We start from the raw sequence: 22895 nt of genomic DNA, 5'->3' as shown, positions 1-22895 counted from the left end.
CTCCTGTGGATTGAAAAAGAAAAGGGGGCATCAGGACGAACGGCGTTCGAGGATTTCGAACGCCGGCAGCGTCTTGCCTTCGAGCACTTCGAGGAAAGCGCCGCCGCCGGTGGAGATGTAGCCCACGTCCTTCTCGATGCCGTACTTGGCAATCGCGGCCAGCGTGTCGCCACCACCGGCGATGCTGAAGGCGCTGCTGTCGGCAATAGCCTGCGCAATCGCCTTGGTGCCACCTTCGAACGCGGCGAACTCGAACACGCCCACCGGGCCGTTCCAGACGATGGTGCCGGCCTGCTTGAGCTGTGCCGCCAGCTTGGCCGCGGTCTCGGGGCCGATGTCCAGGATCAGGTCGTCGTCGGCCACGTCGGTGGCCTTCTTGACCGTGGCCGGCGCATCGGCACTGAAAGCCTTGGCGGTCATCACGTCGGTCGGGATCGGTACCTCGGCGCCACGCGCCTTCATCGCCTCGATTACCGCCTTGGCCTGGTCCACCAGGTCGGCTTCGGCCAGGCTCTTGCCGATCTTCAGGCCGGCGGCCAGCATGAAGGTGTTGGCGATGCCGCCACCGACGATCAGGTTGTCCACGTTGTTCGCCAGGCTCTTGAGGATGGTGAGCTTGGTGCTGACCTTGCTGCCGGCCACGATGGCGACCAGTGGGCGCTTCGGCGCGGCCAGCGCCTTGGCGATGGCGTCCATCTCGGCCGCCAGCAGCGGGCCGGCGGAGGCGATGGGCGCGGTCTCGGCGATGCCGTAGGTGGTGCCTTCGGCCCGGTGGGCGGTGCCGAAGGCGTCGTGCACGAAGATGTCGCACAGCGCGCCGAGTTTCTTCGCGAGTTCGGGGCTGTTCTTCTTCTCGCCCACGTTGAGGCGGCAGTTCTCCAGCAGCACGACCTCGCCGGGGGCGACCGAGAAGTCGCCGTCGATCCAGTTGGCCACGAGGCGCACCGGGCGGTCCATGAGCTCGCCCAGGCGTGCGGCCACGGGGGCGAGCGAGTCCTCGGGCTTGAACGCCCCTTCGGTGGGCCGGCCCAGGTGGCTCGTGACCATGACCGCCGCGCCGGCGTCCAGCGCCATCTGGATGGCCGGGATGCTAGCGCGGATGCGCGTGTCTTCCGTGATGCGGCCGCTGTCGTCCCAGCCGCCGCCGGGCCGCCCCAAGGCGGTTGCTCCCCCCTCGGGGGGGCAGCGAAGCATGGGGGGCGATAGAGGCACGTTGAGGTCGGCACGGATGAAGACCCGCTTGCCGCGCGCGAAGCCGGTTGCACACACATCGCTGAATCGCAGAGGCTTCATTTCGCGTAGCCCACGACGCGCACCATTTCCAGGCACTTGTTGGAGTAGCCCCACTCGTTGTCGTACCAGCTCACCACCTTGATGAAGGTCTTGTCCAGCGCGATGCCGGCTTCGGCGTCGAAGATCGAGGTGCGGGTATCGCCGCGGAAATCGGTGGCGACCACCTTGTCTTCCGTGTAGCCCAGCACGCCCTTGAGCGCGCCTTCGGACTGGGCCTTCATCTCGGCCTTGATCTCGTCGTAGCTGGCTTCGCTGTTGAGTTCCACCGTCAGGTCGACCACCGACACGTCGGAGGTCGGCACGCGGAAGGACATGCCCGTGAGCTTCTTGTTCAGCTCGGGGATCACCACGCCCACGGCCTTGGCCGCACCGGTGCTGGAAGGGATGATGTTTTCCAGGATGCCGCGACCGCCGCGCCAGTCCTTGTTGCTCGGGCCGTCCACCGTCTTCTGCGTGGCCGTGGCCGCGTGCACCGTGGTCATCAGACCGCGCTTGATGCCCCACTTGTCGTTGAGCACCTTGGCAATGGGCGCCAGGCAGTTGGTGGTGCAGCTGGCGTTGGAGATGATGGCCTCGCCCTTGTAGGTCTTGTCGTTCACGCCGAAGACGAACATCGGGGTGTCGTCCTTGCTCGGGGCCGACAGAATGACCTTCTTGGCGCCCGCGTCCAGGTGCTTCTGCGCGGTGACCTTGTCCAGGAACAGGCCGGTGGATTCGATGACGACCTCCGCACCAACGTCGGCCCACTTCAGGTTGGCCGGGTCGCGCTCCTGCGTCAGGCGGATCTTCTTGCCATTGACGATCAGGGTGTTGCCCTCGACCTTGACGTCGCCCTTGAAGCGGCCGTGCACGCTGTCGTACTGCAACATGTAAGCCAGGTACTCGGGCTCCAGCAGGTCGTTGATGGCCACGACTTCGATGTCCTGGAAGTTCTGGATGGCGCTGCGCAGCACGTTGCGGCCGATGCGGCCGAAGCCGTTGATGCCGATCTTGATGGGGGCTTTCTGTGTCATGGGGTGTTCGAGGGAAATTCAGTTCAACAGGACAGAGATGTCGGGAATGACGCGATCGGGTTGGTTGGCGGTGATGGGCTCACCCATGTTGTAGCCATAGGGCAGCGCCCACACGCGCACGCCGGCGTTGCGCGCGGTGGCCACGTCGATGGAGGAGTCGCCCACGAACAGCGCGCGTTCTGCGGCCGCGCCGAACTGCGTGAGGCAACTGTGGATGCCAGCGGGGTCGGGCTTCTTGGTGGGCAGGGTGTCGCCGCTGATCACGCGGTCGAACAGCGGTGCGAGGCGGTGTGCATCGAGCACGGTGGCGGTGTAGCGGCTTTCCTTGTTGGTCACGACGGCGAGCTTGACGCCGCGCTCGCGCAGGGCCAACAGGGTGTCGCGCACCTGGGGGTAGAGCTGGCTGCGCGTGCCGCAACGGCGTTGGTAGTGGCGATCGAATTCGGCAGCGATCAAGCTCAGTGAGCTGCTGGACCGGATCACCTCGGCGGTGGTGTCGCTGGCCGATGCCAGTGCCTGGATCAGCAGCTCGCGCGTGCCGTGGCCGATCCAGCGCTCCACCTGCACCTGCGAGACCGCTGGCAGCTCGAAGCGCACCAGCGTGTCGTTGACGGCGTCGCCAATCTCGCCGGCGGTGGCGACCAGGGTGCCGTCGAGGTCGAACATTGCCAAGTCGAAAGCCTGGACGTTCGCGCTCATGCCGTCACCGCTTCGATGCCGGCGCGCACACGCGGGCGTGGGTGCACCAGTGCGCGCACCTCGTCGGCCACGCGCGCGGCGGTGATGCCGAAGTGTGCGTACAGGTCTTTCGCGGGTGCCGATTCGCCGAAGCTGGCCATGCCCACCACGCGCCCGGTGCGGCCGACGTACTTGCGCCAGAAATCGGGGTGCGCGGCCTCCACCGCGATAGCGGGCAGCGCGGGCGGCAGCACCGCGTCCTGCCAGGCGGCGTCCTGCCGGTCGAACAGGTTGGTGCAGGGCATGGAGACCACGCGTGTGGCGATGCCTTCGGCCGCGAGCGCGGTCTGTGCCTGCATGGCGAGCGCCGTTTCGGAACCGGTGGCGACGATCACCGCCTGAGCACCGTCCATGTCCGAGAGCACGTAGCCCCCGCGCCGGATGTCCGCTGCGCGCGACGCATCGCCCAGCTGCGGCAGGTTCTGACGCGAGAGCGCGAGCGCGGTGGGACCGTCGCGCCGCAGCAGCGCATGGGACCAGGCCACGGCCGTTTCCAGCGCATCGGCGGGCCGCCACACGTCCAACCCCGGGATGATGCGCAAGCTGGGCACATGCTCCACCGGCTGATGGGTCGGACCGTCTTCGCCCAGGCCGATGCTGTCGTGCGTGAACACATGCACCACCTGCAGCTTCATCAGCGCGGCCATGCGCACCGCGTTGCGGCTGTAGTCGCTGAACGCGAGGAAGGTGCCGCCGTAGGGAATGAAACCACCGTGCAGTGCCATGCCGTTCATGATGGCGGCCATGCCGAACTCGCGCACGCCGTAGCTCAGGTGGTTGCCACCACTGAAGCGGCCAGCCTTGTTTGGCCCGGCGGTGACGCAGCCCTTGAAGTTGGTGAGGTTGGAGCTGGTGAGGTCGGCGCTGCCGCCGAAGATTTCAGACAGCTTCGGTGCCATGGCATCGAGCGCGAGCTGGCTGGCCTTGCGGGTGGCCACCGCATCGGTGCACTGGCCGAGCGCCGCCACCAGCGCGGGAATTTCGTTCACGAAGGCCTCGGGCAGGTCGCCGGCCATGCGGCGTTCGAACTCGGCGGCTTCGACCGGGAAGGCCTGGCGGTAGGCGGCGAGACGCGCCAGCCATTGCGTTTCCAGCGCACACCCGCGCTCGGTGGCGTTCCATGCGGCAGCGATGTCGGCCGGAATCTCGAAGGGCGCGGTGCTCCAGCCCAGCGCCTCGCGCGTGGCCTGAACCTCGGCGGCGCCCAGGGCGGCGCCGTGCACGTCGTGGCTGCCCTGCTTGTTGGGCGCGCCCTTGCCGATCACGGTCTTGCAGCAGATCAGCGTGGGCTTTCCCTCGGCCTGCGCGGCCGCGCTGCGTGCGCGCTGCAGCGCGGCGTGGATCAGGCTGGGGTCGTGACCGTCCACTGTGACCACGTGCCAGCCGTAGGCAGCGAAGCGGCGCGGTGTGTCGTCGGTGAACCAGCCCTGCACATGGCCATCGATGGAAATTCCGTTGTCGTCGTACAGCGCGATCAACTTGGACAGGCGGAGCGTTCCTGCGAGCGAACACACCTCGTGGCTAATGCCTTCCATGAGACAGCCGTCACCCAGGAACACGTAGGTGTGGTGGTCCACGATGTCGTGGCCGGGGCGGTTGAACTGGTGCGCGAGCAGCTTCTCGGCCAGCGCCATGCCGACCGCGTTGGCCAGGCCCTGGCCCAGCGGTCCGGTGGTCGTTTCCACACCCGGTGTCACGCCCACTTCAGGGTGGCCGGCGGTCTTGCTGTGCAGGCGGCGGAACTGGCGCAGGTCGTCCATCGACAGGTCGTAGCCCGTGAGGTGCAGCAGCGCGTACAGCAGCATGGAACCGTGGCCGTTGGAGAGCACGAAGCGGTCTCGGTCGTGCCAGGCGGGGTTGGCGGGGTTGTGGCGCAGGTGGCGGTTCCACAGCACCTCGGCGATGTCGGCCATGCCCATGGGTGCGCCCGGGTGGCCCGAGTTCGCGGCCTCTACCGCGTCCACCGCCAGCATGCGGATGGCGTTCGCCATGCGGCGCGCAAGATCGAGATTGGGTTGTTGGCGGGCGGTGCTCATGCGAAGGCCCTCTGCTTGCGCTCCATCATCCGCCAGATGAAGGGCGTAAAAATGAGCTGCATCGCCAGCTCCATCTTGCCGCCGGGCACCACGATGGTGTTGGCGCGCGACATGAACGAGTCGTGCACCATGCTCAGCAGGTACTGGAAATCGATGCCCTTGGGTTTGGCGAAGCGGATCACGACGAAGCTTTCGTCCGGCGCGGGAATCTCGCGCGCAATGAAGGGGTTGGACGTGTCCACGCACGGTACGCGCTGGAAGTTGACGTGCGTGTGCGCGAACTGCGGGCAGATGTAGTTCACGTAGTCGGGCATGCGGCGCAGGATGGTGTCGGTCACCGCCTCGGTGCTGTAGCCGCGCTTGGACTTGTCGCGCCAGAGCTTCTGGATCCACTCCAGGTTGATCACCGGCACGACGCCGATGAGCAGGTCGGGGTGTTGGGCGATGTTCACGTCGGGCGTGATCACTGCGCCGTGCAGACCTTCGTAGAACAGCAGGTCTGTGCCGGTAGGCAGTTCTTCCCATGGGGTGAAGGTGCCCGGCTCCTGCCGGTAGGGGGCGGCCTCGTCGGGATCGTGCAGGTACTTGCGCGACATGCCGGTGCCGCTGCGGCCATAGGCGGCGAACAGCGCTTCGAGTTCGGGGAAGAGGTTGTTCTCCGGGCCGAAGTGGCTGAAGTGGCCGTTGCCGGCGCGCTCGGCCTCTGCCTGGCGCTGCTTCATCTCCTTGCGGTCGTGGCGGTGGAAGCTGTCGCCTTCGATGATGGCGGCGCTGACGCCTTCGCGGCGGAAGATGTTCTCGAAGGTGCGGGTGACCGAAGTGGTTCCCGCGCCCGACGAGCCGGTGATGGCGATGATGGGGTGGCGCTCAGACATGGTGACGTCCCGTGAAGTTGAAGAATCGGTGCGAATGCAAGCGTGGAGGCCGACCGCTCAGACGCGGAACAGGCTGCGTTCGTGGAACAGGGGGTTGTCCAGGTCTTTGCGGACGGGTTCGGCGTGGTAGCGCTCGATGCGCTCCACCTCGTCCTTCGAACCGAACACCAGGCCGATGCGCTGGTGCAGGCCCTCGGGCTGCACACCGAGCATGGGAACGCGCCCGGTGCTGGCGCGCCCGCCGGCCTGTTCCATGATGAAACCGATGGGGTTGGCCTCGTACAACAGGCGCAGGCGGCCGGGCTTCGATGCGTCCTTCGTGTCGCGCGGGTAGAGGAACACGCCGCCGCGCATGAGAATGCGATGCGCCTCGGCCACCATGCTGGCGATCCAGCGCATGTTGAAGTCCTTGGCGCGCGGGCCGGTCTTGCCGGCCAGGCATTCGTCCACGTACCGCTTCACCGGCGCTTCCCAGAAGCGGCTGTTGGACGCGTTGATCGCGAATTCCTGCGTGTCGGCGGGTACGGTGAGATCGGGATGGGTGAGGATGAATTCGCCCAGGTTGGGGTCGAGCGTGAAGCCGGCCACGCCATTGCCCACCGTGATCACCAGCATGGTGGTGGGGCCGTAGAGTGCGTAGCCGGCGGCCACCTGCTGCGTGCCGGGTTGCAGGAAGTCGGACTCGGTCACCTCGCGGTCTTCGGCTGCCGGCGCGCGCAGCACCGAGAAGATGCTGCCCACCGACACATTCACGTCGATGTTGCTGGAGCCGTCGAGCGGGTCGAACACCAGGAGGTACTTGCCGCGCGGGTAGGTCCGGGGAATCTGGTACGGCGCGTCCATCTCTTCCGACGCCATACCCGCTAGGTGGCCGCCCCATTCGGTGATGCGCAAAAAGTACTCGTTGCTCAGCACGTCCAGCTTCTTCTGTGTTTCACCCTGCACGTTGACCGAGCCCCCGGTCTCGGCCGCGTGGTTGCCCAGCACGTCGCCCAGCGCGCCGAATGCCACCGCGCGCGCGATGGCCTTGCAGGCCATGGCCACGTCAAGAATGAGCGCGTTGAAGTCGCCGCTGGCTTGGGGGAAGCGGCGGCGTTCTTCGATCAGGTACTGGGTGAGGGTCTTGCGGCCGGTCAATGGCATGGTGTGCTCCGCGTGGGGTTGCTGGAATGACGATCGGTTGAATCTGCGGCTTTGCGCAGCGCGCCCATGACGCCGTAGTAGCCGCCGCCCGCGTCGGGCGCGCCGAAGACCGCGCTGCCGGCCACGCAGATGTCGGCGCCGGCCTGCACGATCTGGCCGATGTTGTCCAGCTTCACGCCACCGTCCACCTCCAGCCAGATGGGCTGGCCACCGGCGGTGGTGTGCGCGTCGATGCGGCGGCGCGCCTCGCGCAGCTTGTGCAGCGTGGCAGGTATGAACGCCTGGCCGCCGAAGCCCGGGTTCACGCTCATGAGCAGCACCATGTCCAGCTTGTCCATCACGTGGTCCATCCAGGCCAGCGGCGTGGCGGGATTGAACACCAGCCCTGCCTTGCAGCCGTGCGAGCGGATCAGTTGCAGCGTGCGGTCCACGTGGCGCGAGGCATCGGGGTGGAAGGTGATGCAGCTCGCACCCGCCTTGGCGAACAGCGGCACCAGCGCGTCCACGGGCTCCACCATCAGGTGCACGTCGATCGGAATCTGCACATGCGGGCGGATCGCCTCGCACACCAGCGGGCCGATGGTGAGGTTGGGCACGTAGTGGTTGTCCATCACGTCGAAGTGCACGAAGTCCGCGCCCGCCGCTTCGATGGCGCGCACTTCTTCGCCCAGGCGGGCGAAGTCGGCTGACAGGATGGAGGGTGCCAGCCGAACGGGGGAGGGTGGCAGGAGGGGCGGGTTCGCTCGGGACATCGTGGGGCGACTCTGTTGTGTGGGGGAAATGGACGCGACCGATCAGGCCGACTCGAACAGGGTGCTGCCGGCGTGCCAGCGGCGCAGGGCGTCCACCGTGACCCAGCGCTGGTCCATGCCAGCGACACCCTGGGGCAAGGGTTGTGCGAGATCGCCCAGGTGCGGCAACACCAGCAGGGCGTCGTCAAAACGCTGGCCGGTGGTGTGCACGGTGGGTGTGACCAGGGTCTGAATGCTGGCGGCGGTGGCCGCGCGCAGGCCGTTGGCCGAGTCCTCGAAGGCCAGGCAGGCCTGCGCCGGCAGGCCCAGGGTGGACAAGACCTGCTGGTACACCAGCGGGTCGGGCTTCTTGCGTGCGGCGGTGGCCGCATCACCGATGGCCGCGAAGTGGCGCCGCCAATCCGGCCCGAGCGGGGTGCGCAGCAAGGCATCGATGTTGGCTGGTGTGGTGGTGGTGGCGATGGCCAGGCGAAGGCCGGCAGCGAGCGCCTCGCGCATGAGGCGCAACACGCCTGGGCGCAGCGGCAGCTGGCCGCCGCTCACGCGGCTTTCGTAGAGGCGCGTCTTGATGGCATGCACGCGGTCGATGGTGGTTCGCGCCGCGGCGCCGCTGGCGATCTCGGGTTCGACCATGTGCCAGTGGTGTGCGATGCGTTCCTTGCCGCCAGAGACCTGCAACAGGCGGATGTAGGTGGTCTCGTCCCAATGCCAGTCCAGGCGCACTTCGGCAAAGGCGTCGTTGAAGGCGGTGCGGTGGGCTTCTTCGGTGTCGGCCAGGGTGCCGTCGACGTCGAAGATGAGGGCCTCAAGCATGGGTTGCTCCTTCGGCGCCGAAGAGGCGGCTGCCAAGGATGTCGCTCGCCTGCAGCGTGGTGAGTTCTTCCGCGCTGAGCTCGTGGTCAGGCTGCGAAAACAGACGGCTGGCCTGTCTCAGGCGTGCACGGTCGAGCGCGTTGCGCACGCTGCGCGCATTGGCGAAATGGGGTTGCTCCAGCCGCAGGCCGAGGTAACGTCCGAAGGCCTCGGCGGCTTCCGGGCTGAAGCGGTGATTCTGCTCGGCGAGCATCCTGCGCGAGATCTGCATCAGCTCGCCGGCGCTGTAGTCGGGAAAGGTGAGGTGGTGCGCAATGCGCGAGCGCATGCCGGGGTTGGACTGAAAGAAGGTGTTCATCCTGTCCTCGTAGCCGGCCAGGATCACCACGAGGTCGTCGCGGTGGTTCTCCATCACCTGCAGCAGGATCTCGATCGCCTCCTGCCCGTAGTCGCGTTCGTTCTCGGGGCGGTAGAGGTAGTACGCCTCGTCGATGAAGAGCACGCCGCCCATGGCCTTCTTCAAAACCTCGCGCGTCTTCGGCGCGGTGTGGCCGATGTACTGGCCCACCAGATCGTCGCGCGTCACGGCCACCATGTGGCCCTTGCGCACATAGCCCAGCCGGTGAAGGATCTGCGCCATGCGCAGTGCCACCGTGGTTTTGCCGGTGCCGGGGTTGCCCGAGAAGCACATGTGCAGGCTGGGCGGCTGCGAAGGCAGACCCAGGCCGGTGCGGAGTTTGTCAATGACCAGCAGCGCCGCGATGTCGCGCACCCGGGCCTTTACTGGCGCCAGGCCCACAAGCTCATCGTCCAGTTCCTGCAGCACGGCCTCCACCTGCGTGCTGGCCAGCACCGCGCCCACCGAGCGCGGTGCCTTTGCCGGGGTGTGGGCCGGTGCCGGGCCCTCCACCGATGCGGCCGCGGTGGTCACGGCGGCATCGAGTGGTGGCGGCGTGCTGCCAGGAATGAGGTACGACATGGCGGCCCGTGCTTTCAGGTTGCGTCTTGGTAACGCTCGCCTTCAGGGCGCACCGCGCCGTAGCCGCGCGTGGTGTAGCGCAGGCTGCGGCCGTTCACTTCCTGTCGCTCCAGCATGAAGCCGGGTTCGGTGGGGGGTCGGTTGACGATGAAACTCATCACGATGGTCTCGACGTTGCGCGTCGAGTCGAAGGCCATCATGCGGATGTAGTGGCGCGGGAATGCTTTGCGGCAAGCCTGCACTTCCTGCAGCACGCCGGCAGCGTCCTGCAGGTCGAACATCGGGTGGCCGTACATGGCCCAGTAGGTGTTGCGCGGATGCGGGTCGTCGGTGTATTCCACGCTCCAGGCGTAGCCACGCTTGAGGCCGTACTCGATCTGCGCGGTGATCTCCGCGTCGGTGAGCTCGGGCAGGAAACTGAACTGGCCTTGTGTGAGGCGGCCGGTGGGGTTGGTCATCATGGTGTGCGGTCCTCTGTGTTGGAGCGGGTCAGGCCATCGCGGGCGTAGCCACGTAGTCACTGGAATCGGTGCTCTGGTAGTTGAAGCTGATCTCGCCCCAGGTATCGAGCGCGGCCTTGAGCGGGCTGCAGTGCTGCGCGGCCTGCTTCAGGATGGTCGGGCCTTCCTCCAGCAGGTTGCGGCCCTCGTTGCGCGCTTTCACCATGCATTCCAGCGCGACGCGGTTGGCCACCGCGCCGGCCTGGATGCCCATGGGGTGGCCGATGGTGCCGCCGCCAAACTGCAGCACCACGTCGTCGCCGAAGAGGTCGATCAGCTGGTGCATCTGGCCGGCGTGGATGCCGCCCGAAGCCACGGGCATGACCTTCTTCAGGTCGGCCCAGTCCTGGTCGAAATAGAGGCCACGTGGCAGATCGGTCTTGGTGTAGCTGTCGCGACAGACGTTGTAGTAGCCCTGCACCGTGAGCGGGTCGCCTTCGAGCTTGCCGACCGCGGTGCCGGTGTGCAGGTGGTCGCAGCCCGCCAGGCGCAGCCACTTGGCGATCACGCGGAAACTCACGCCGTGGTTCTTCTGCCGCGTGTAGGTGCCATGGCCCGCACGGTGCATGTGCATAATCATGTCGTGCTTGCGGCACCAGTTCGCCATGCTCTGGATGGCGGTGTAGCCAATGACCAGATCCACCATCACGATGACCGAGCCCAGTTCTTTCGCGAACTCGGCGCGCTCGTACATGTCTTCCATCGTGGCGGCGGTTACGTTCAGGTAGCTGCCTTTCACTTCACCGGTCTCGGCGCTGGCCTTGTTCACCGCGTCCATCACGAAGAGGAAGCGGTCGCGCCAATGCATGAAAGGCTGCGAGTTGATGTTCTCGTCGTCCTTCATGAAATCGAGCCCGCCCTTGAGGCCTTCGTACACCACGCGGCCGTAGTTGCGGCCCGAGAGGCCCAGCTTGGGCTTGGTGGTGGCGCCCAGCAGCGGGCGGCCGAACTTGTCCAGCCGTTCGCGCTCGACCACCAGGCCGGTCGGCGGGCCTTTGAAGGTTTTCACGTAAGCCACCGGGATGCGGATGTCTTCCAGGCGGGCGGCCTTCAGCGGCTTGAAGCTGAACACGTTGCCAATCAGGCTCGCCGTCATGTTGGCGATGGAGCCTTCTTCGAACAGGATCAGGTCGTAGGCCACCCAGGCAAAGTACTCGCCCGGGCGGTTGGGCACCGGCTGCACCTTGTAGGCCTTGGCGCGGTAGCTGTCGCAGGCGGTCAGTCGGTCGGTCCACACCACCGTCCAGGTGGCGGTGCTCGATTCGCCGGCCACAGCGGCGGCGGCTTCTTCGGGGTCCACCCCGTCCTGCGGGGTGATGCGGAACAGGCACAACGTGTCCGTGTCCTTGGGCACGTAATCGGGCATCCAGTAGCCCATTTGCTTGTACTTGAGCACGCCTGCGCTGTAGCGCTTTTTGGCGTCCTTGATCTCGGTGGAACCTACGGGGGCGTTGCTCATGTGTTGCTCCAAAAAGTGAGGTTTGTCTGGGGTGGAGCGGACTTTAAATTTGGGTGTAAATAAAGTAAATTCACGATTTCTTGAATTTCGATTAAGGTTTTACTTAATGAAGAACGCCACCTTCCGGCAATTGCGCGTGTTCAGCGAGGTGGCGCGCCACCTCAGCTTTGCGCGGGCGGCGCAGGTGCTGCACCTCACCCCGCCGGCGGTGACGATGCAGATCAAGGAGCTGGAAGGGCACGTGGGCATGCCCCTGTTCGAGCGCAACGGCCGCAAGGTGGCGCTGACCACCGTGGGCGAGTACATGCTGGTTTATGCGCGCAAGATGCTGGCCACGCTCAAGGATGCAGAAGACGCCGCGGCCCGACTACAGAAACTGGAGACCGGCACTCTGGTGATCGGCATGGTGAGCACGGCGAAATACTTTCTGCCGCATCTCTTGGCTGAGTTCCGGCGCGAGCACGGCAACATCGACCTGCGTCTGGCAGTGAGCAACCGCGAACAACTGGTGAAGATGCTGCACGCCAACGAGGTGGACATCGCCATCATGGGCCGCCCGCCCAAGGAACTGGCCACGCGCGCCGAGCCGTTTGCTGCGCACCCGCACGTGTTCGTGGCACCGGTCGATCACCCGCTGGCGCTGGCGGCCCAGATGCCCGCAGCTCTGCTCAAGGAATACGACTTCATCGTGCGTGAGCAGGGTTCCGGCACACGCGCCGCGCTGGAGAAGTTTTTGCTCAGCGAGCACGTCGAGTTGCGCGTGATCATGGAAATGGCCAGCAACGAGACCATCAAACAGGCCGTGATGGCCGGCATGGGTCTGAGCTTCTTGTCGCTGCATACCGTGGGGCTGGAGCTGAACAGCCGGCTGCTGACGGTGCTGGACGTGGAAGGTGCTCCGGTGGTGCGCGCCTGGAACGTAGTGCACACCTTGTCCAAGCTGCTGTCTCCAGCTGCCGAGGCCTTTCGCTACTTCGTGTTGGAGCGGGGTGAGAGCTACCTGGCAGAGAACTTCCCTGCATCGTTCTCTGGGATGAATGCGGGCTGAAACGTCGTCGACCGCACTGCAGAACAGATAGAGCTCCCAAGCCGTGATCAGGTCATCGGTGATTCGCCGAACGCTGCAGTCGCGTCATCACCGAGTTCCAGATCCCGGCCGGCAAGGTGTACCTGTCGCCCATCATCGACTGCTTCGATGGCTTGGTCGTCAGCTGGACCATCGGGACGCGCCCTGACGCTGAACTCGTCAACACGATGCTCGATGCAGCCATTGAAACGGTGGTCGATACCAACGACCGGCCAGTCGTCCATTCTGATCGTGGAGCCCACTATCGTTGGCCTGGCTGGCTATCGAGGATCGGGGGAGCGAACCTGATTCGCTCGATGTCGCGCAAGGGGTGCTCACCGGACAACGCTGCATGCGAGGGATTCTTCGGCCGACTGAAAACGGAACTGTTCTATCCCAGGAATTGGCAGGCCACGACCATTGAGCAATTCATTGACGCTGTGGACTCCTACATCCGCTGGTACAACGAGAAGCGCATCAAGATCTCCCTTGGCTCTCTCAGTCCCATCGAATACCGGGAGAGCCTTGGACTCACGGCATAAAACCAGTCCAAGTAAACGTCCGCACCCCCAGGGCTGATCTCTCCGAGGTAGGACCCGTATCGACGCTTTTTGCGCGCGGTAACACTCAAGCCCTCCTGCTTCATCAGGCGCTGCACGACTTTTTCAGACAGGTGCAACTGGCGTCTGCCCAGCGCCGCACGCATGCGCCGGTAACCATAGCTGCGGTGGTTGCTCTGAAACACATCGGCAGCGGCAACGCGGGCGTCAGCGTATTTGTCAGGCCTTCGCTGGCGGGCGCAGTGGTAGAAGTAGGAACTGCGAGCTAGGTCAAGTTCGCCGAGCAGCTCTGTGAGCGAGTAGATAGGCTTCAGGGCGTCAACCAGCAGGGTCTTCTCCCGCTTGCTCAGGAGCTGAGGGTTGACGCCCAGGCCTTTTTTTAACAGTTCATTGGCCTTCTTCAAGATGTCATGTTCGAGCTGAAGACGGTGAATGCTCTGTTGAAGCGACTCGACTTGGCGCTGCAGTTCGGCAGCATCAGGCACTGGCGGTGAATTGTTTTGACGTTTCATGGATGCGGGTACCTCGCGCCCGAGCAACTGGTTTTTCCAGTTGTACAGCGTAGGCCGACACACCGCCAGCTTCTGGGCGATTTCTTGTGCGCTGGTCTTTCGGGTGCAAAGCTCAATCACCGCCGCACTTTTAAGCGCGTCGGGGTGCAGGATGTTCGGTGCGCGGCCCACCATACGGTAGCGAACCTCGGGGTGCAGCTCATCAATCCACTCGGTCAGTAACGCCCGACCGGGATATCCCAATGCCCGCATGGTCGAGGCAATGCACCGATCGTGATCAAGGTAGTGCTTCACCGCCGCATGCTTCTGCTGATCGGAGTATTTCTGTCCTGATCGCGAATACCCGACTCGCAGGTTCTGGCTCCGCTCGTACTCCCGGTACCAGCCAATGAGCGAGTTCTTGGTCGGATACCCCAACTGGCAGATGGTGGCCCTGAGGCGCTTGCCAAGCTTGATGTAGAGCTCAACCGCCCGAATTCGGTCTTCGTACGAATACATGAACTACCTCCTGGTAGTCCAAGTTTTCGTCCGCACCCCCCTCGGGTCAGAGATCAGTGGAATTCAACAATCAGGCATCAGAGGGTCCTTTTATTGCTGTTGCGGCACAGACGAAAGGCTGCTTGCTGCGCCTTCAGAGCTTGGGTGTCGCACCCACACCCACCCGGGTCCGCTTTGCTTCCGCCTCCAAGCCCGATACCCATGCGTTGGTGGCCTTCAGGGTGTCCAGCCACGGGCCGGTGTCGGTCATCTCCACAGTGAAGCTGCGCACCGGATCGGTGGCGGTGACGAACTGAGCGATGGCGCCGCATTGCGACAGGTCGGCTGGAGCGAAGCCCATCTTCTGGCGTTGTGCGAACTGCTGCAGAACGTCGAGCACGGGCGATGCGGGTGTGAACACCGCGACCTGCTTCGCGCTAGTGCGCCAGCACTGGGGCTTGCCGGGTTCGATCCAGATCAGCCGCGTCTCGGGCTTGAGCCGCTCACGTGGTCGGTTCACGGCGGGCGGGCCGTACTTCTGCAACGTGGCCTGCACCATCTGGTCGTGTGTGGGTGGGTTGGGCAAGGAAGCCACGCGGCGCACGCCCACCAGACGTGCCGGCTGGGGCGGCTGGGAGAACAGCAGGGTGATGTTCTCTGTTCCCTGCATGGATGCCGCCACGATTTCGGCCAACGCGGGCGCGGTCTGGTGCTGCTTCACGCCATCGGAATAGGTGTAGCTCACGGTCTTCGTGTTGAGCCGCAATTGTGGGTCGTGTGCCTTGAGGGCATCGCGGGCCTGTTGCTCGGTCATGCCAAGCCGCAGGCCGACGATGTCAAAGCTGCCCGGCGCTGCAAGCACCGGTGCCAGGGTGGCACCCAGCAACAAAGCCATCAGGCTGGCACGGGGTGGAGCGAAGGGCCTGCGCATGACGAGATTCCTTTCGGTGGATTCAGGCGCAGGATAGCCACGACGCGGCAGATGCGCCTCTGCCAAATGGAAGAGGGGGGCGGTCGGGAAAGGGCGCGCTTCAGCCGCGCTCGGGGTGGGCTGTCTCGCCCAGCATCGCCACGCTGCGCATGATCAGGGCACCGAGCTCGTTCTGCCGGTGGGTGCCGGTTTTGGTCAGCACCTGGCGCAGGTGCGAACGCACCGTGCCTACGCCGATGGCCATGCGCCGCGCGATCTGTTCGGGCGCCTGCCCTTCGGCGATCGCTGCGGCAACCCTGGCTTCCGTCGCCGTGAGGCCAAACAACTGACAGAGCAGATCGGGTGACGGGACCTGGTGCTCAGGGTCGCGCAACAGCACCAGGACCGCAGCGTCGGGCAGCGACACACCACGCAGCGGCGAGACCAACGCGGTGATGGGCTGGCGACCCGCTCTTTCAAACAGCAAAGAACCGCCGACGGCACATGCGGCTTGTTGCACTAGCAAGCGCCAGCGAACCCCCAAATGCGGATCCACTGCAACCACTCTGCCAGCGCTCGGGGCCAGACTTGAACTCTCGCGCAGCAAGCTCTCGCCCTGGGCGTTGGCATGCAGAAGTCGCCCCTCCGCATCGAGCACCAGAGTTGGCGTCTGAAGGCGGTCGAACGCGGCGGCCTGAGCGTCTGCGACAAGCCTTGAGGGCGCCAGGTGGCTGCGGATGCGCATGGCTCGCTGGAGATGTGGCAACAGCTTGGCCAAGCGGTGCCGTTCCCTTGTACCGAATGAGCCACCTGCGCGGGGGCGGTGGATGCCCAACACGCCACTGAGGCCATTGGCAACGGGGAAGACCGAGCCGATCATGTGGTACACGCCAAGGCGGCGGTTCCAGTCCTGGTAGTAGCCACTGCGCTCGAATTCCGCATCGGGTAGCAACTGCTGGCTGGTGACGATGCCCGAGGTGTTAAGCGCCAACGTGCGCTCCACCCACAGGTCGTTGCGGTGCCAGTGATCGGCCCACGCATCGTCTTTGGAATCGGTATGGAGGTTGTCGGTCAATTCCAGGAGATGCACGCCGCTGTTGCCATGGAGCTTGAAGACGGCGCTGTCAGCGTCGAAGGTGGCGGCCAGCGCCGGTGCCACACCGTCCCATGCCCGTGCGTCCACCGCTGCGTCGTACAGCCACTCGATCAGGACATCGAGCGAGGAGGGTGAACTCGAAGCGCGGGACATGGCCGTTTTATACATCGGTGAGCGTCTGTCCCATGGGCGGTATGGACAGAGGGCATCCGCTCGCATCGCGGCGGGCTCCTTCGGCAAACCGCTCAAGCTGTATCCTCCGTCAGGAAAATGAACACAGCTGATCGCAACATGGGAATTCCACACCCTGCAGAGGAGCCTGAGGCCAGTTCCTTCGAGGGCTATTTTCGCGATCCCGGATTCGCAGCGGAGTCACCTCTGGCCTGGGCGCTGGGGCAGCGTGTGGATGCGATCGATGCGTTGCGGGGGCTGCTTTCCGGCGGTCAGGCCACTGCCCGTCTGCGTCTTTGGGTATTCTTGGAACTGGCTGCCCAGCCGCATGCCCGGTTGCAGCGCGAAGACCTCAACCAGTTGTTCCACGGCCTAAAACCTGAGGCTTTGGACATGGCGCTCAAGCGCTTGCGAGATCTGGGCCTGTTGATCTGGGAGGCCACGGCGCAGGACTACCACCTCTCACCTGCTGCCCTCCAGGTACAAGCCTTGCTGGCTCCACTGGCCCGCACAGCAAGCGAAGATGATGACATGGCGTCTTTGTTGGCGCAGGTGGCAGGTGCCCAGGCATTGGGGCTCTCAGACGCCGGTCAGATACGGCACCTGCACGCGCAGCTGGCCCGCCTGTATGACGACTTTGCCGATGCCATTGCGAGTGGATCCGAAGCGCGTTTGCGTGAGGCGCAGCCCCGTTTTGAGCGGGCTTTGAAACTGGTCGAGCGAGCAGGGGAGGCGCTCACGGCCCTGATCCGCAGCGAGCACGATGATCCTCGCCTGGAGCGAGAAGCGCGAGCACTGGGTTTCGGGCAGGCGAAGCTGCTCGCCATGGCCAGCCAGTTCACCCGTGCCTTGCAGCAGGCCGACCGTCAACGCGTGACGCTGGGCTCCACCGGCGTCACCAGTTCGGACGTGCGCCAGTGGCTGCAGGCTCACCCGGCCTTGCACGGACTGTTGGGAGATGCGTTGTCGATTGGTGTGCGTCCTGTGTTCGTCAGCGGACACGATTTGCTCGATGTCGCCGAGGCCGAACTTGATCGAGACCGCCCGGATCCACATCGGTCACAAGGTTTGCCGCCACCCTCCCAGGCTGGGGTGGGTGAGATGGAGGTGCTCGGCATGCCCGTGGAACTGGCGGACCTGATTGCCCAAATAGGCGTATGGACGGGCGCGAGCGTGGGTCGCGTGCCCGAGGCGCACCCCGTAGCGGACGCTGTGCTCGGTGGCCGCTTTGCCCAGGCGGCTTACCGCATGCAACTGCTGCCTCTGCTGGGTGATGCGCAGGCTCGCACCCTCCGGGGCCGGACTGGCGAACTAGCGCGTCTGCCATGGAGTGTGGAGCTGCAGCCAGTGGTGCAACGCGTGGATGACGAACAGGTGGCCGCCATCAGCGTTGGCCAGCTTCAACCCGATATCGAAAGCGACTCTGATGATTGAAGCCCCCGACGAAGCCGCCTTGCTGGCGGCGGAACTGTTGGCGCGCCGCTGGCTGCCGCGACAACACCCCCGCGTGCGCCGTGCACTGATTGACGCCGACCTCTGGCAATCGGTTCAAGATCGGTTGGCTCATATCGGACTGCGCCTGATCGACAACATCCATGCCGACCATGTCAGCGTGGCCTTGCTGCGCGGGGTGGAGTCCGCCGTGTTCGGCGAGGTAGGCCTCGATGCCAACAACAACGTGGATTTGCCTCGAGACGCGGTTTCCTTGCTGGTGGTTCTGTGGTCCCTCATCATCCTGCCCAAGCGCGAGCGCCAGGCCGCGCGGGCTGCTTCAGCCGAGGGTGATTCGCAGGACGAGATGTTTCGCACCGAGCGACCCATGCCCACTGCTGCGACCGTGAGTCCGTTGGTGTCCTACAAAGCCTTGTTGGCCGATTTCGGAACCCAGTTGGGTCGCAAGACACGCTTGGATGGCAATCTCAAGCGGCTGGAGACGCACGGATTCATCGCTCGACGTGGCGATGACATCGCCGAAGGTCCGTTGCTGGATTTGCTGCTGGACTACGACGCGCTTGCGCCCCGGATTCTTGACGGTGCGCTGGGGGACATTCTGGCTCGCAAGCGCAGTCAGGCGGAAGTTGCGGACAAGGCCATTGATTCCGGTGACACCGCGCAGGAGGCGCAGGACTGATGTTCCATCTGCAATCTATTGAACTCCTCCAGTGGGACTACTGCCAGCGACTGACGCTGCCACTGGACGGCGCCATCATCACCGTGGCCGGTCCCAACGGTTCGGGCAAGACGACGCTGCTCGATGCCATGCGCACGCTGCTGGGGCTGGATTGTTCCGGCGGCCGCAGCTACAAGACCTACGCTCGTCACGCAAACGCCGACACCACCTGGCTGCGCGCCACCGTAGACAACCGCCCGCATAGCCGGCAGACATCGAGCCGACCGTTTGCACGCAACTTGCTTTATGCGGACCAGGTCACGCTGGCATGTCGCATCGATCGCAACGGTGGCGATTGGCAGCGCCGCTACATCATGGCCGAGGGCGATGTGCCGATAGAAACTTTGATTCAGTCGCCCGAAAAGGAGTGGCTGGGCATCGAACACTGGCGCAGACGCCTGGAGGGGGCGGGCTTGTCCCGAGCTATTGCCCGAGTGCTAGCGCTGGAGCAAGGGCAGACCGACCGTCTGTGCGAATACTCGCCCAAAGAGCTGTTGCGTTTGGTGTTCGATGTGTTCGGCGACCAGGAGGTGCTGGACCGTTACGAGGAAGCGCGCAAGCACCAACGCGAACTGGCCGCCGAAGTTGAGACGGCCGAACGCGAGCTGGCCCATGGCCAGGCCCAACTGGCGCAGTTGGAAGCACGGGTCAATCTGTTTCGGCAGTACCAGGCCAAGGTCCGTGAGCGCGAGTTGCTGGCGACCGAGGTCATTCCCGTGCTCGAATGGCACGAGGCGCGCCGAGACACTGCCTCCAAACTGGGCGATATGCATCGGCAACGCGTGCACCATGCGGCACAGAAGCGCCAGCGCGGCGAAGACAGCACCAAGTTGCTGCAGTTGCTGGAGGCGAAAAACGCTGCTGCAAAACTGGTCGGTGAACTGGAGCAGCAAAAGACCGACGCGCAGGGCGCCCAACAGCAGGCCCGAGATGCCGAGCGTCCGGCAGAGGACTTGGTCAAGCGTGCCGATGAACTTCAGGCGCTGGCCGCCGTGGAAAACGACGCTGCACAGTTGGCCGACCGTGTGGGTGAGCTGGAAAAGCGCAAGAGCGAGTTGGAGGGGCGTTGGCACGAGGTGAGCGGGCAGCGCCAGGTGGCCCAGGACGCTTTGGATCGGCTACAGGGCCAGCGCCAGGCACCACCGCCTCCCGAGGTGCAGCGTTTTTTGCGTGTTTTGAGACAAAAGGACATCGCCCACCATGTGATGGCCGATGTGATCGAGATCGCCGACGAGCACTGGCGTGTTGCCGCAGAGGGTGTGTTGAAGGCTGCTCGCTGGGTCGTCGTGCTGCAGACCAAGGCTGATGAAGGTCAGGCCATGGCCATGGCCGAGCGCGAGCGCTACAAACACTACCTAGTATCAGATGCTGCCGAAGCACCGCGCCAACCCGAGCCCCACAGCCTGCTAGCAGTGCTGCGGTTCTCAGCTTCGGCTCCGGTGTGGCTGTTGCGGCAACTGGCTCATATTCGCCGTGTCGAAAGCACGGAAGAGGGGGCGCGGCATGGCGGGGAGTGGATCACGCCCCAGGCGTACTGGCGAGACGGTCGAGGAGGACGCAGTGTTTGGGTAGATCCTGCAGACCATCAGTATGGCGCGGCTGCCCTGGCATCGCGGAAGACTTCAATCGAGCAGCGGCTGATCAAGCTCGACAAGGACTTGAGCGGCATTTCGCAGGATCAAAGGGACGTGAAGCGTCAGCTGGATGCAGCGATCGAAGCTGGCAAGGGGCACCGAGCCGCAGAAGAACTGGCACGGCGCAGCGATGAATTCCAGCAGGCGCGTCAGCAGTTGCCAGCGCTGAAACAGATTCGCGTCAACGCCAGCAAGCGCTTGCAGGATTTGGAGCAGGCATACAAGAATGCCGTCGTCGGTGAGACGCAGGCCGAGACCAGCTACCGAACCATGCAGCAGCGCATGACCGAGAGCGAGCGTGAGATGGAGCGCTACGAGCGTGAATGGCGTGTTCGCAGAGAGGAGTTGCGAGTCAAGTCGGTCCAGTCGCAAGCGCAGAAGCGCCGTTTTCCGGCGCGCTGGGTCAAAACAGCGGCTCTCGGCACGTTGTGCACGGACTACGTCAATGCGACGCAGGCCAAATTGCGCAGCCGGGATGTGGACTTGGCACTGCAGCAGGGCCAGTGGGAGACGGACCCTGCCGTGGAAGAAAAGCTCACGCTGATGAATGCCACCGTGGGCGAGCAGTCGCACCGTCTGGACGAATGCAAAAAGCGCAATGTGTCCGCTTCTGAAGCGGTTGGCAATGCGCGTGCACGCTACATCGACGTAATGCGAGCCACTGTGCGCCGCTACCGCAAAAACATCGTGGAACTGGGTGTGCTGGCTGGTGTGGAGGTGCATGCCGATCTGCCGCACCTGGACAACGACGACACCGTGCTGCGCCAGGCCGAACTCAAGGTCAGCTTCAACTTCGATGGCAAAGGCAACATCGGGCTGAACGATGGAGAGGCGTCGGGTGGGCAGCAGGTGATCAAGTCACTGATTCTGCTTGTGGGGCTGCTAAAGGACGACGAGACGCCGGGTGGCTTCGTGTTCATCGACGAGCCGTTCGCGCATCTGGATGTGCGCAATATCCAGCTGGTCGGGCATTTCCTGAAATCAACCCGAGCCCAGTACGTGCTGACCACGCCGATCACGCACAACGTGGAGGTGTTCGAGCCGGCGGACATCACGCTGGTCACGTCCAAGAAAGCACGCGATGCGCGCTGGGCACCTCCGATTGGTGTGTTGCAGCGCCGTGTCGCGACAGTCTGAAGAAGAGGGCGAAGAGCTATGGAGTGGGTTGATACGGCACGGGGGCGAGGTGCGCGGGACCGACATGCATCTGGGCCTGTGCCGGAGGCGTTGCCCATGCTTGATCCGGATCACGGTGCCGTGTTGCAGCGTTGGGCGCGCAGCGACGGGGCTCGCCGCAGCCGCTCAGCCCTGCTGAAGGACGCTGCGCCGGTGTCCATTGAGACTGCAGAAGCACTGTGTGATTTGCTGCTGCGCCAAGGGTGGATCGTTCGGCACGATCGACTGGTGGGTGGCGTTTGGCAGTGGGCGTTCATCAGTTGGCGGGATCTGCCTCGGCTGCAAGGGCTACTGGGTGTGTCGAGCCCGCGCTTGCGTGTGGAGGAGCGGCAGGCGCTGATCGAGGATGCGGATACCTGGCTGCAGTCACGCGCTGAGACGGCCGACGGGTCTGCGCTGGATCCAGATCTCTTGGATGAGCTGGGCAGGGCGTTGATGCAGTTGCGCGAGGAAAAAGCCCTGCGGCTGGACTTGCTGGCGATTCGCCTTCAACTCCTGCGCGCGGTCGCTGTATGGCATGACGATGGCCGACAAGGGTCGCGGCGCGATTTCGCCTTGCACGCGCGTGGCGCGACGAAAGCTTTGGGCGACGCCGACTGGCGCTGGTTGGAGGTGGCTTTCGATCTGGAGAGGCTGCGTATTGCGCGCTTCGCGGCGGTGGCCTGGTTGGCAGGGAACTTGAACCTGCAATGGAACGACCAGCAGGTTCAACTGGGCCCCTTGCACTGCCTGGGATTGCTTTTGGCTGATCTGATGCGGGTGAGTGCGGCATCGAAGCCGGAGCGCTGGTGGTTGATCGAAAACCGCGCGAGTTTCGAGCGCCAGGCGCTGCAACTTGAAGTTGGGGTGGTGCTGGTGTGGATGCCGGGGCGCCCGTCGATCGCTTGGCTGGAAGCGGTTGCTCACCTGCTGCGACGCGCACCTGCGCCGGCTTGGATCAGTGCCGACGCTGATCCAAGTGGGGTGGACATCGCCTGCACGGTTGGCGCGGTGTGGCAGGCTCAGGGCTTGTCCTGGCAGCCTCATCGAATGGGTGTGACTCAATTGTCCGAGACCTCACAAGACTGGCCTCTGAACGATCATGACCGTCGTTTGATCGACGTTCTTCTGGCCCGCCCCAGTCTGCCGCAGGTGCTGCGCGAGTTGTGTCTGGAAATGCATAAAGAGGGGCGAAAGGCTGAGCAAGAGGCGTGGCTTTAGCGCGCCTTTGCCCCCTGATGGCCACCCAAATTCCCCCGTCTATGGCCACCTCAAACTCCCCCACCTGAACTGATCGGGGATAGGGGTTTAACGCCGGCGTCGTCGGCACCTGTTGGCAGGACATTGATCCGGTCTTCCCTGAGGGAAGGCCAAGGAGTGAATGTCTTGAAGTCCAACCAACGCGCCACCATAGAGACACTGCTGGAGCGCAACACATCGCAACGCGAGATCGCCCGCATCACGGGTATCGACCGCAAGACGGTCAGGAGCTACCACCAGCGCTGGCTGGAGCGGGCCTGTCCGAATTTCTGTGTGTGAGGCT

Annotated in this window: 19 protein-coding genes and 2 pseudogenes; 7 read left to right on the top strand and 14 right to left on the bottom strand. The window is 64.5% G+C overall.

Translation table 11 applies throughout. The features are described from left to right. Positions 1 to 30 precede the first annotated feature (30 nt). From K225_RS0113720 to K225_RS0113670, 11 genes are read right to left on the bottom strand one after another with little or no spacing between them, the layout of a single operon-like run. Positions 31 to 1293, bottom strand: coding sequence for a phosphoglycerate kinase (locus K225_RS0113720; RefSeq protein ID WP_026436952.1), 1263 nt, complete (start codon positions 1291 to 1293; stop codon positions 31 to 33). Further along, on the bottom strand, positions 1290 to 2306 hold the full coding sequence (gene gap / locus K225_RS0113715; protein WP_026436951.1) for a type I glyceraldehyde-3-phosphate dehydrogenase: 1017 nt from the start codon (positions 2304 to 2306) through the stop codon (positions 1290 to 1292). Before gap ends, K225_RS0113720 begins: the two co-directional genes overlap by 4 nt. Before the next feature lie 18 nt (positions 2307 to 2324). Then, complete coding sequence (locus K225_RS0113710) at positions 2325 to 3005, bottom strand: HAD-IA family hydrolase (RefSeq protein WP_026436950.1); 681 nt, start codon at positions 3003 to 3005, stop codon at positions 2325 to 2327. Further along, a complete protein-coding gene (tkt, locus tag K225_RS20820; RefSeq protein ID WP_081679690.1) occupies positions 3002 to 5080 on the bottom strand; it encodes a transketolase in 2079 nt (692 codons plus the stop codon). The genes K225_RS0113710 and tkt overlap by 4 nt, the downstream gene beginning before the upstream one ends. Further along, entirely contained in the window at positions 5077 to 5955 is an 879-nt protein-coding gene (locus tag K225_RS0113700; protein ID WP_026436949.1) for a phosphoribulokinase, read from the bottom strand. The genes tkt and K225_RS0113700 overlap by 4 nt, the downstream gene beginning before the upstream one ends. A 57-nt stretch (positions 5956 to 6012) precedes the next feature. Next, on the bottom strand, positions 6013 to 7098 hold the full coding sequence (locus tag K225_RS0113695; protein ID WP_026436948.1) for a class 1 fructose-bisphosphatase: 1086 nt from the start codon (positions 7096 to 7098) through the stop codon (positions 6013 to 6015). Further along, complete coding sequence (gene rpe, locus K225_RS20815; RefSeq protein ID WP_051248945.1) at positions 7089 to 7850, bottom strand: ribulose-phosphate 3-epimerase; 762 nt, start codon at positions 7848 to 7850, stop codon at positions 7089 to 7091. The genes K225_RS0113695 and rpe overlap by 10 nt, the downstream gene beginning before the upstream one ends. 42 nt (positions 7851 to 7892) lie before the next feature. Next, positions 7893 to 8663: an HAD-IA family hydrolase gene (locus tag K225_RS0113685; protein ID WP_026436947.1), complete on the bottom strand. Its 771-nt coding sequence runs from the start codon at positions 8661 to 8663 to the stop codon at positions 7893 to 7895. Next, complete coding sequence (gene cbbX, locus K225_RS0113680) at positions 8656 to 9642, bottom strand: CbbX protein (protein WP_081679689.1); 987 nt, start codon at positions 9640 to 9642, stop codon at positions 8656 to 8658. The genes K225_RS0113685 and cbbX overlap by 8 nt, the downstream gene beginning before the upstream one ends. 14 nt (positions 9643 to 9656) lie before the next feature. Beyond that, positions 9657 to 10103: a ribulose bisphosphate carboxylase small subunit gene (locus tag K225_RS0113675; RefSeq protein WP_026436945.1), complete on the bottom strand. Its 447-nt coding sequence runs from the start codon at positions 10101 to 10103 to the stop codon at positions 9657 to 9659. 28 nt (positions 10104 to 10131) lie between these two features. Further along, entirely contained in the window at positions 10132 to 11601 is a 1470-nt protein-coding gene (locus K225_RS0113670) for a form I ribulose bisphosphate carboxylase large subunit (RefSeq protein WP_026436944.1), read from the bottom strand. A 106-nt stretch (positions 11602 to 11707) separates the two neighbouring features. Here K225_RS0113670 and K225_RS0113665 point away from each other — a divergent pair, with 106 nt between their 5' ends. Together K225_RS0113665 and K225_RS21770 are read left to right on the top strand one after the other, a co-directional pair. Beyond that, complete coding sequence (locus tag K225_RS0113665; protein ID WP_026436943.1) at positions 11708 to 12649, top strand: LysR family transcriptional regulator; 942 nt, start codon at positions 11708 to 11710, stop codon at positions 12647 to 12649. Between the two features lie 86 nt (positions 12650 to 12735). Then, a pseudogene (locus K225_RS21770) lies at positions 12736 to 13209 on the top strand (IS3 family transposase); the annotation flags it as partial. Here the strand turns inward: K225_RS21770 and K225_RS20810 are convergent. The 3 genes and pseudogenes from K225_RS20810 to K225_RS0113645 form a co-directional block, all read right to left on the bottom strand. Then, a pseudogene (locus K225_RS20810) lies at positions 13194 to 14237 on the bottom strand (IS3 family transposase); the annotation flags it as partial. The pseudogenes K225_RS21770 and K225_RS20810 overlap by 16 nt on opposite strands. A 133-nt stretch (positions 14238 to 14370) precedes the next feature. After that, complete coding sequence (locus K225_RS0113650) at positions 14371 to 15147, bottom strand: hypothetical protein (RefSeq protein ID WP_155885276.1); 777 nt, start codon at positions 15145 to 15147, stop codon at positions 14371 to 14373. A gap of 100 nt (positions 15148 to 15247) precedes the next feature. Then, positions 15248 to 16375, bottom strand: a complete 1128-nt coding sequence (locus K225_RS0113645; protein ID WP_026436941.1) for a helix-turn-helix transcriptional regulator — start codon at positions 16373 to 16375, stop codon at positions 15248 to 15250. Between the two features lie 117 nt (positions 16376 to 16492). On the opposite strand from K225_RS0113645, the gene K225_RS0113640 reads away from it, so the two are divergent. The 5 genes from K225_RS0113640 (at position 16493) to K225_RS22225 (ending at position 22891) form a co-directional block, all read left to right on the top strand. Then, complete coding sequence (locus tag K225_RS0113640) at positions 16493 to 17827, top strand: hypothetical protein (RefSeq protein ID WP_051248940.1); 1335 nt, start codon at positions 16493 to 16495, stop codon at positions 17825 to 17827. After that, entirely contained in the window at positions 17820 to 18524 is a 705-nt protein-coding gene (locus K225_RS0113635) for a hypothetical protein (RefSeq protein ID WP_026436939.1), read from the top strand. The genes K225_RS0113640 and K225_RS0113635 overlap by 8 nt, the downstream gene beginning before the upstream one ends. Continuing rightward, a complete protein-coding gene (locus K225_RS0113630; protein WP_026436938.1) occupies positions 18524 to 21334 on the top strand; it encodes an ATP-binding protein in 2811 nt (936 codons plus the stop codon). Before K225_RS0113635 ends, K225_RS0113630 begins: the two co-directional genes overlap by 1 nt. 96 nt (positions 21335 to 21430) lie before the next feature. Further along, positions 21431 to 22573: a DUF2399 domain-containing protein gene (locus tag K225_RS0113625; RefSeq protein WP_034712720.1), complete on the top strand. Its 1143-nt coding sequence runs from the start codon at positions 21431 to 21433 to the stop codon at positions 22571 to 22573. A gap of 165 nt (positions 22574 to 22738) precedes the next feature. Then, a complete protein-coding gene (locus K225_RS22225) occupies positions 22739 to 22891 on the top strand; it encodes a helix-turn-helix domain-containing protein (RefSeq protein ID WP_202900050.1) in 153 nt (50 codons plus the stop codon). Positions 22892 to 22895: the final 4 nt, after the last annotated feature.

The organism is Acidovorax sp. JHL-9 (assembly GCF_000426205.1).
In the GTDB taxonomy this organism is placed as follows: Bacteria; Pseudomonadota; Gammaproteobacteria; order Burkholderiales; family Burkholderiaceae_C; genus Acidovorax; species Acidovorax soli.
This window is presented reverse-complemented; position numbering and strand designations above follow the sequence as displayed.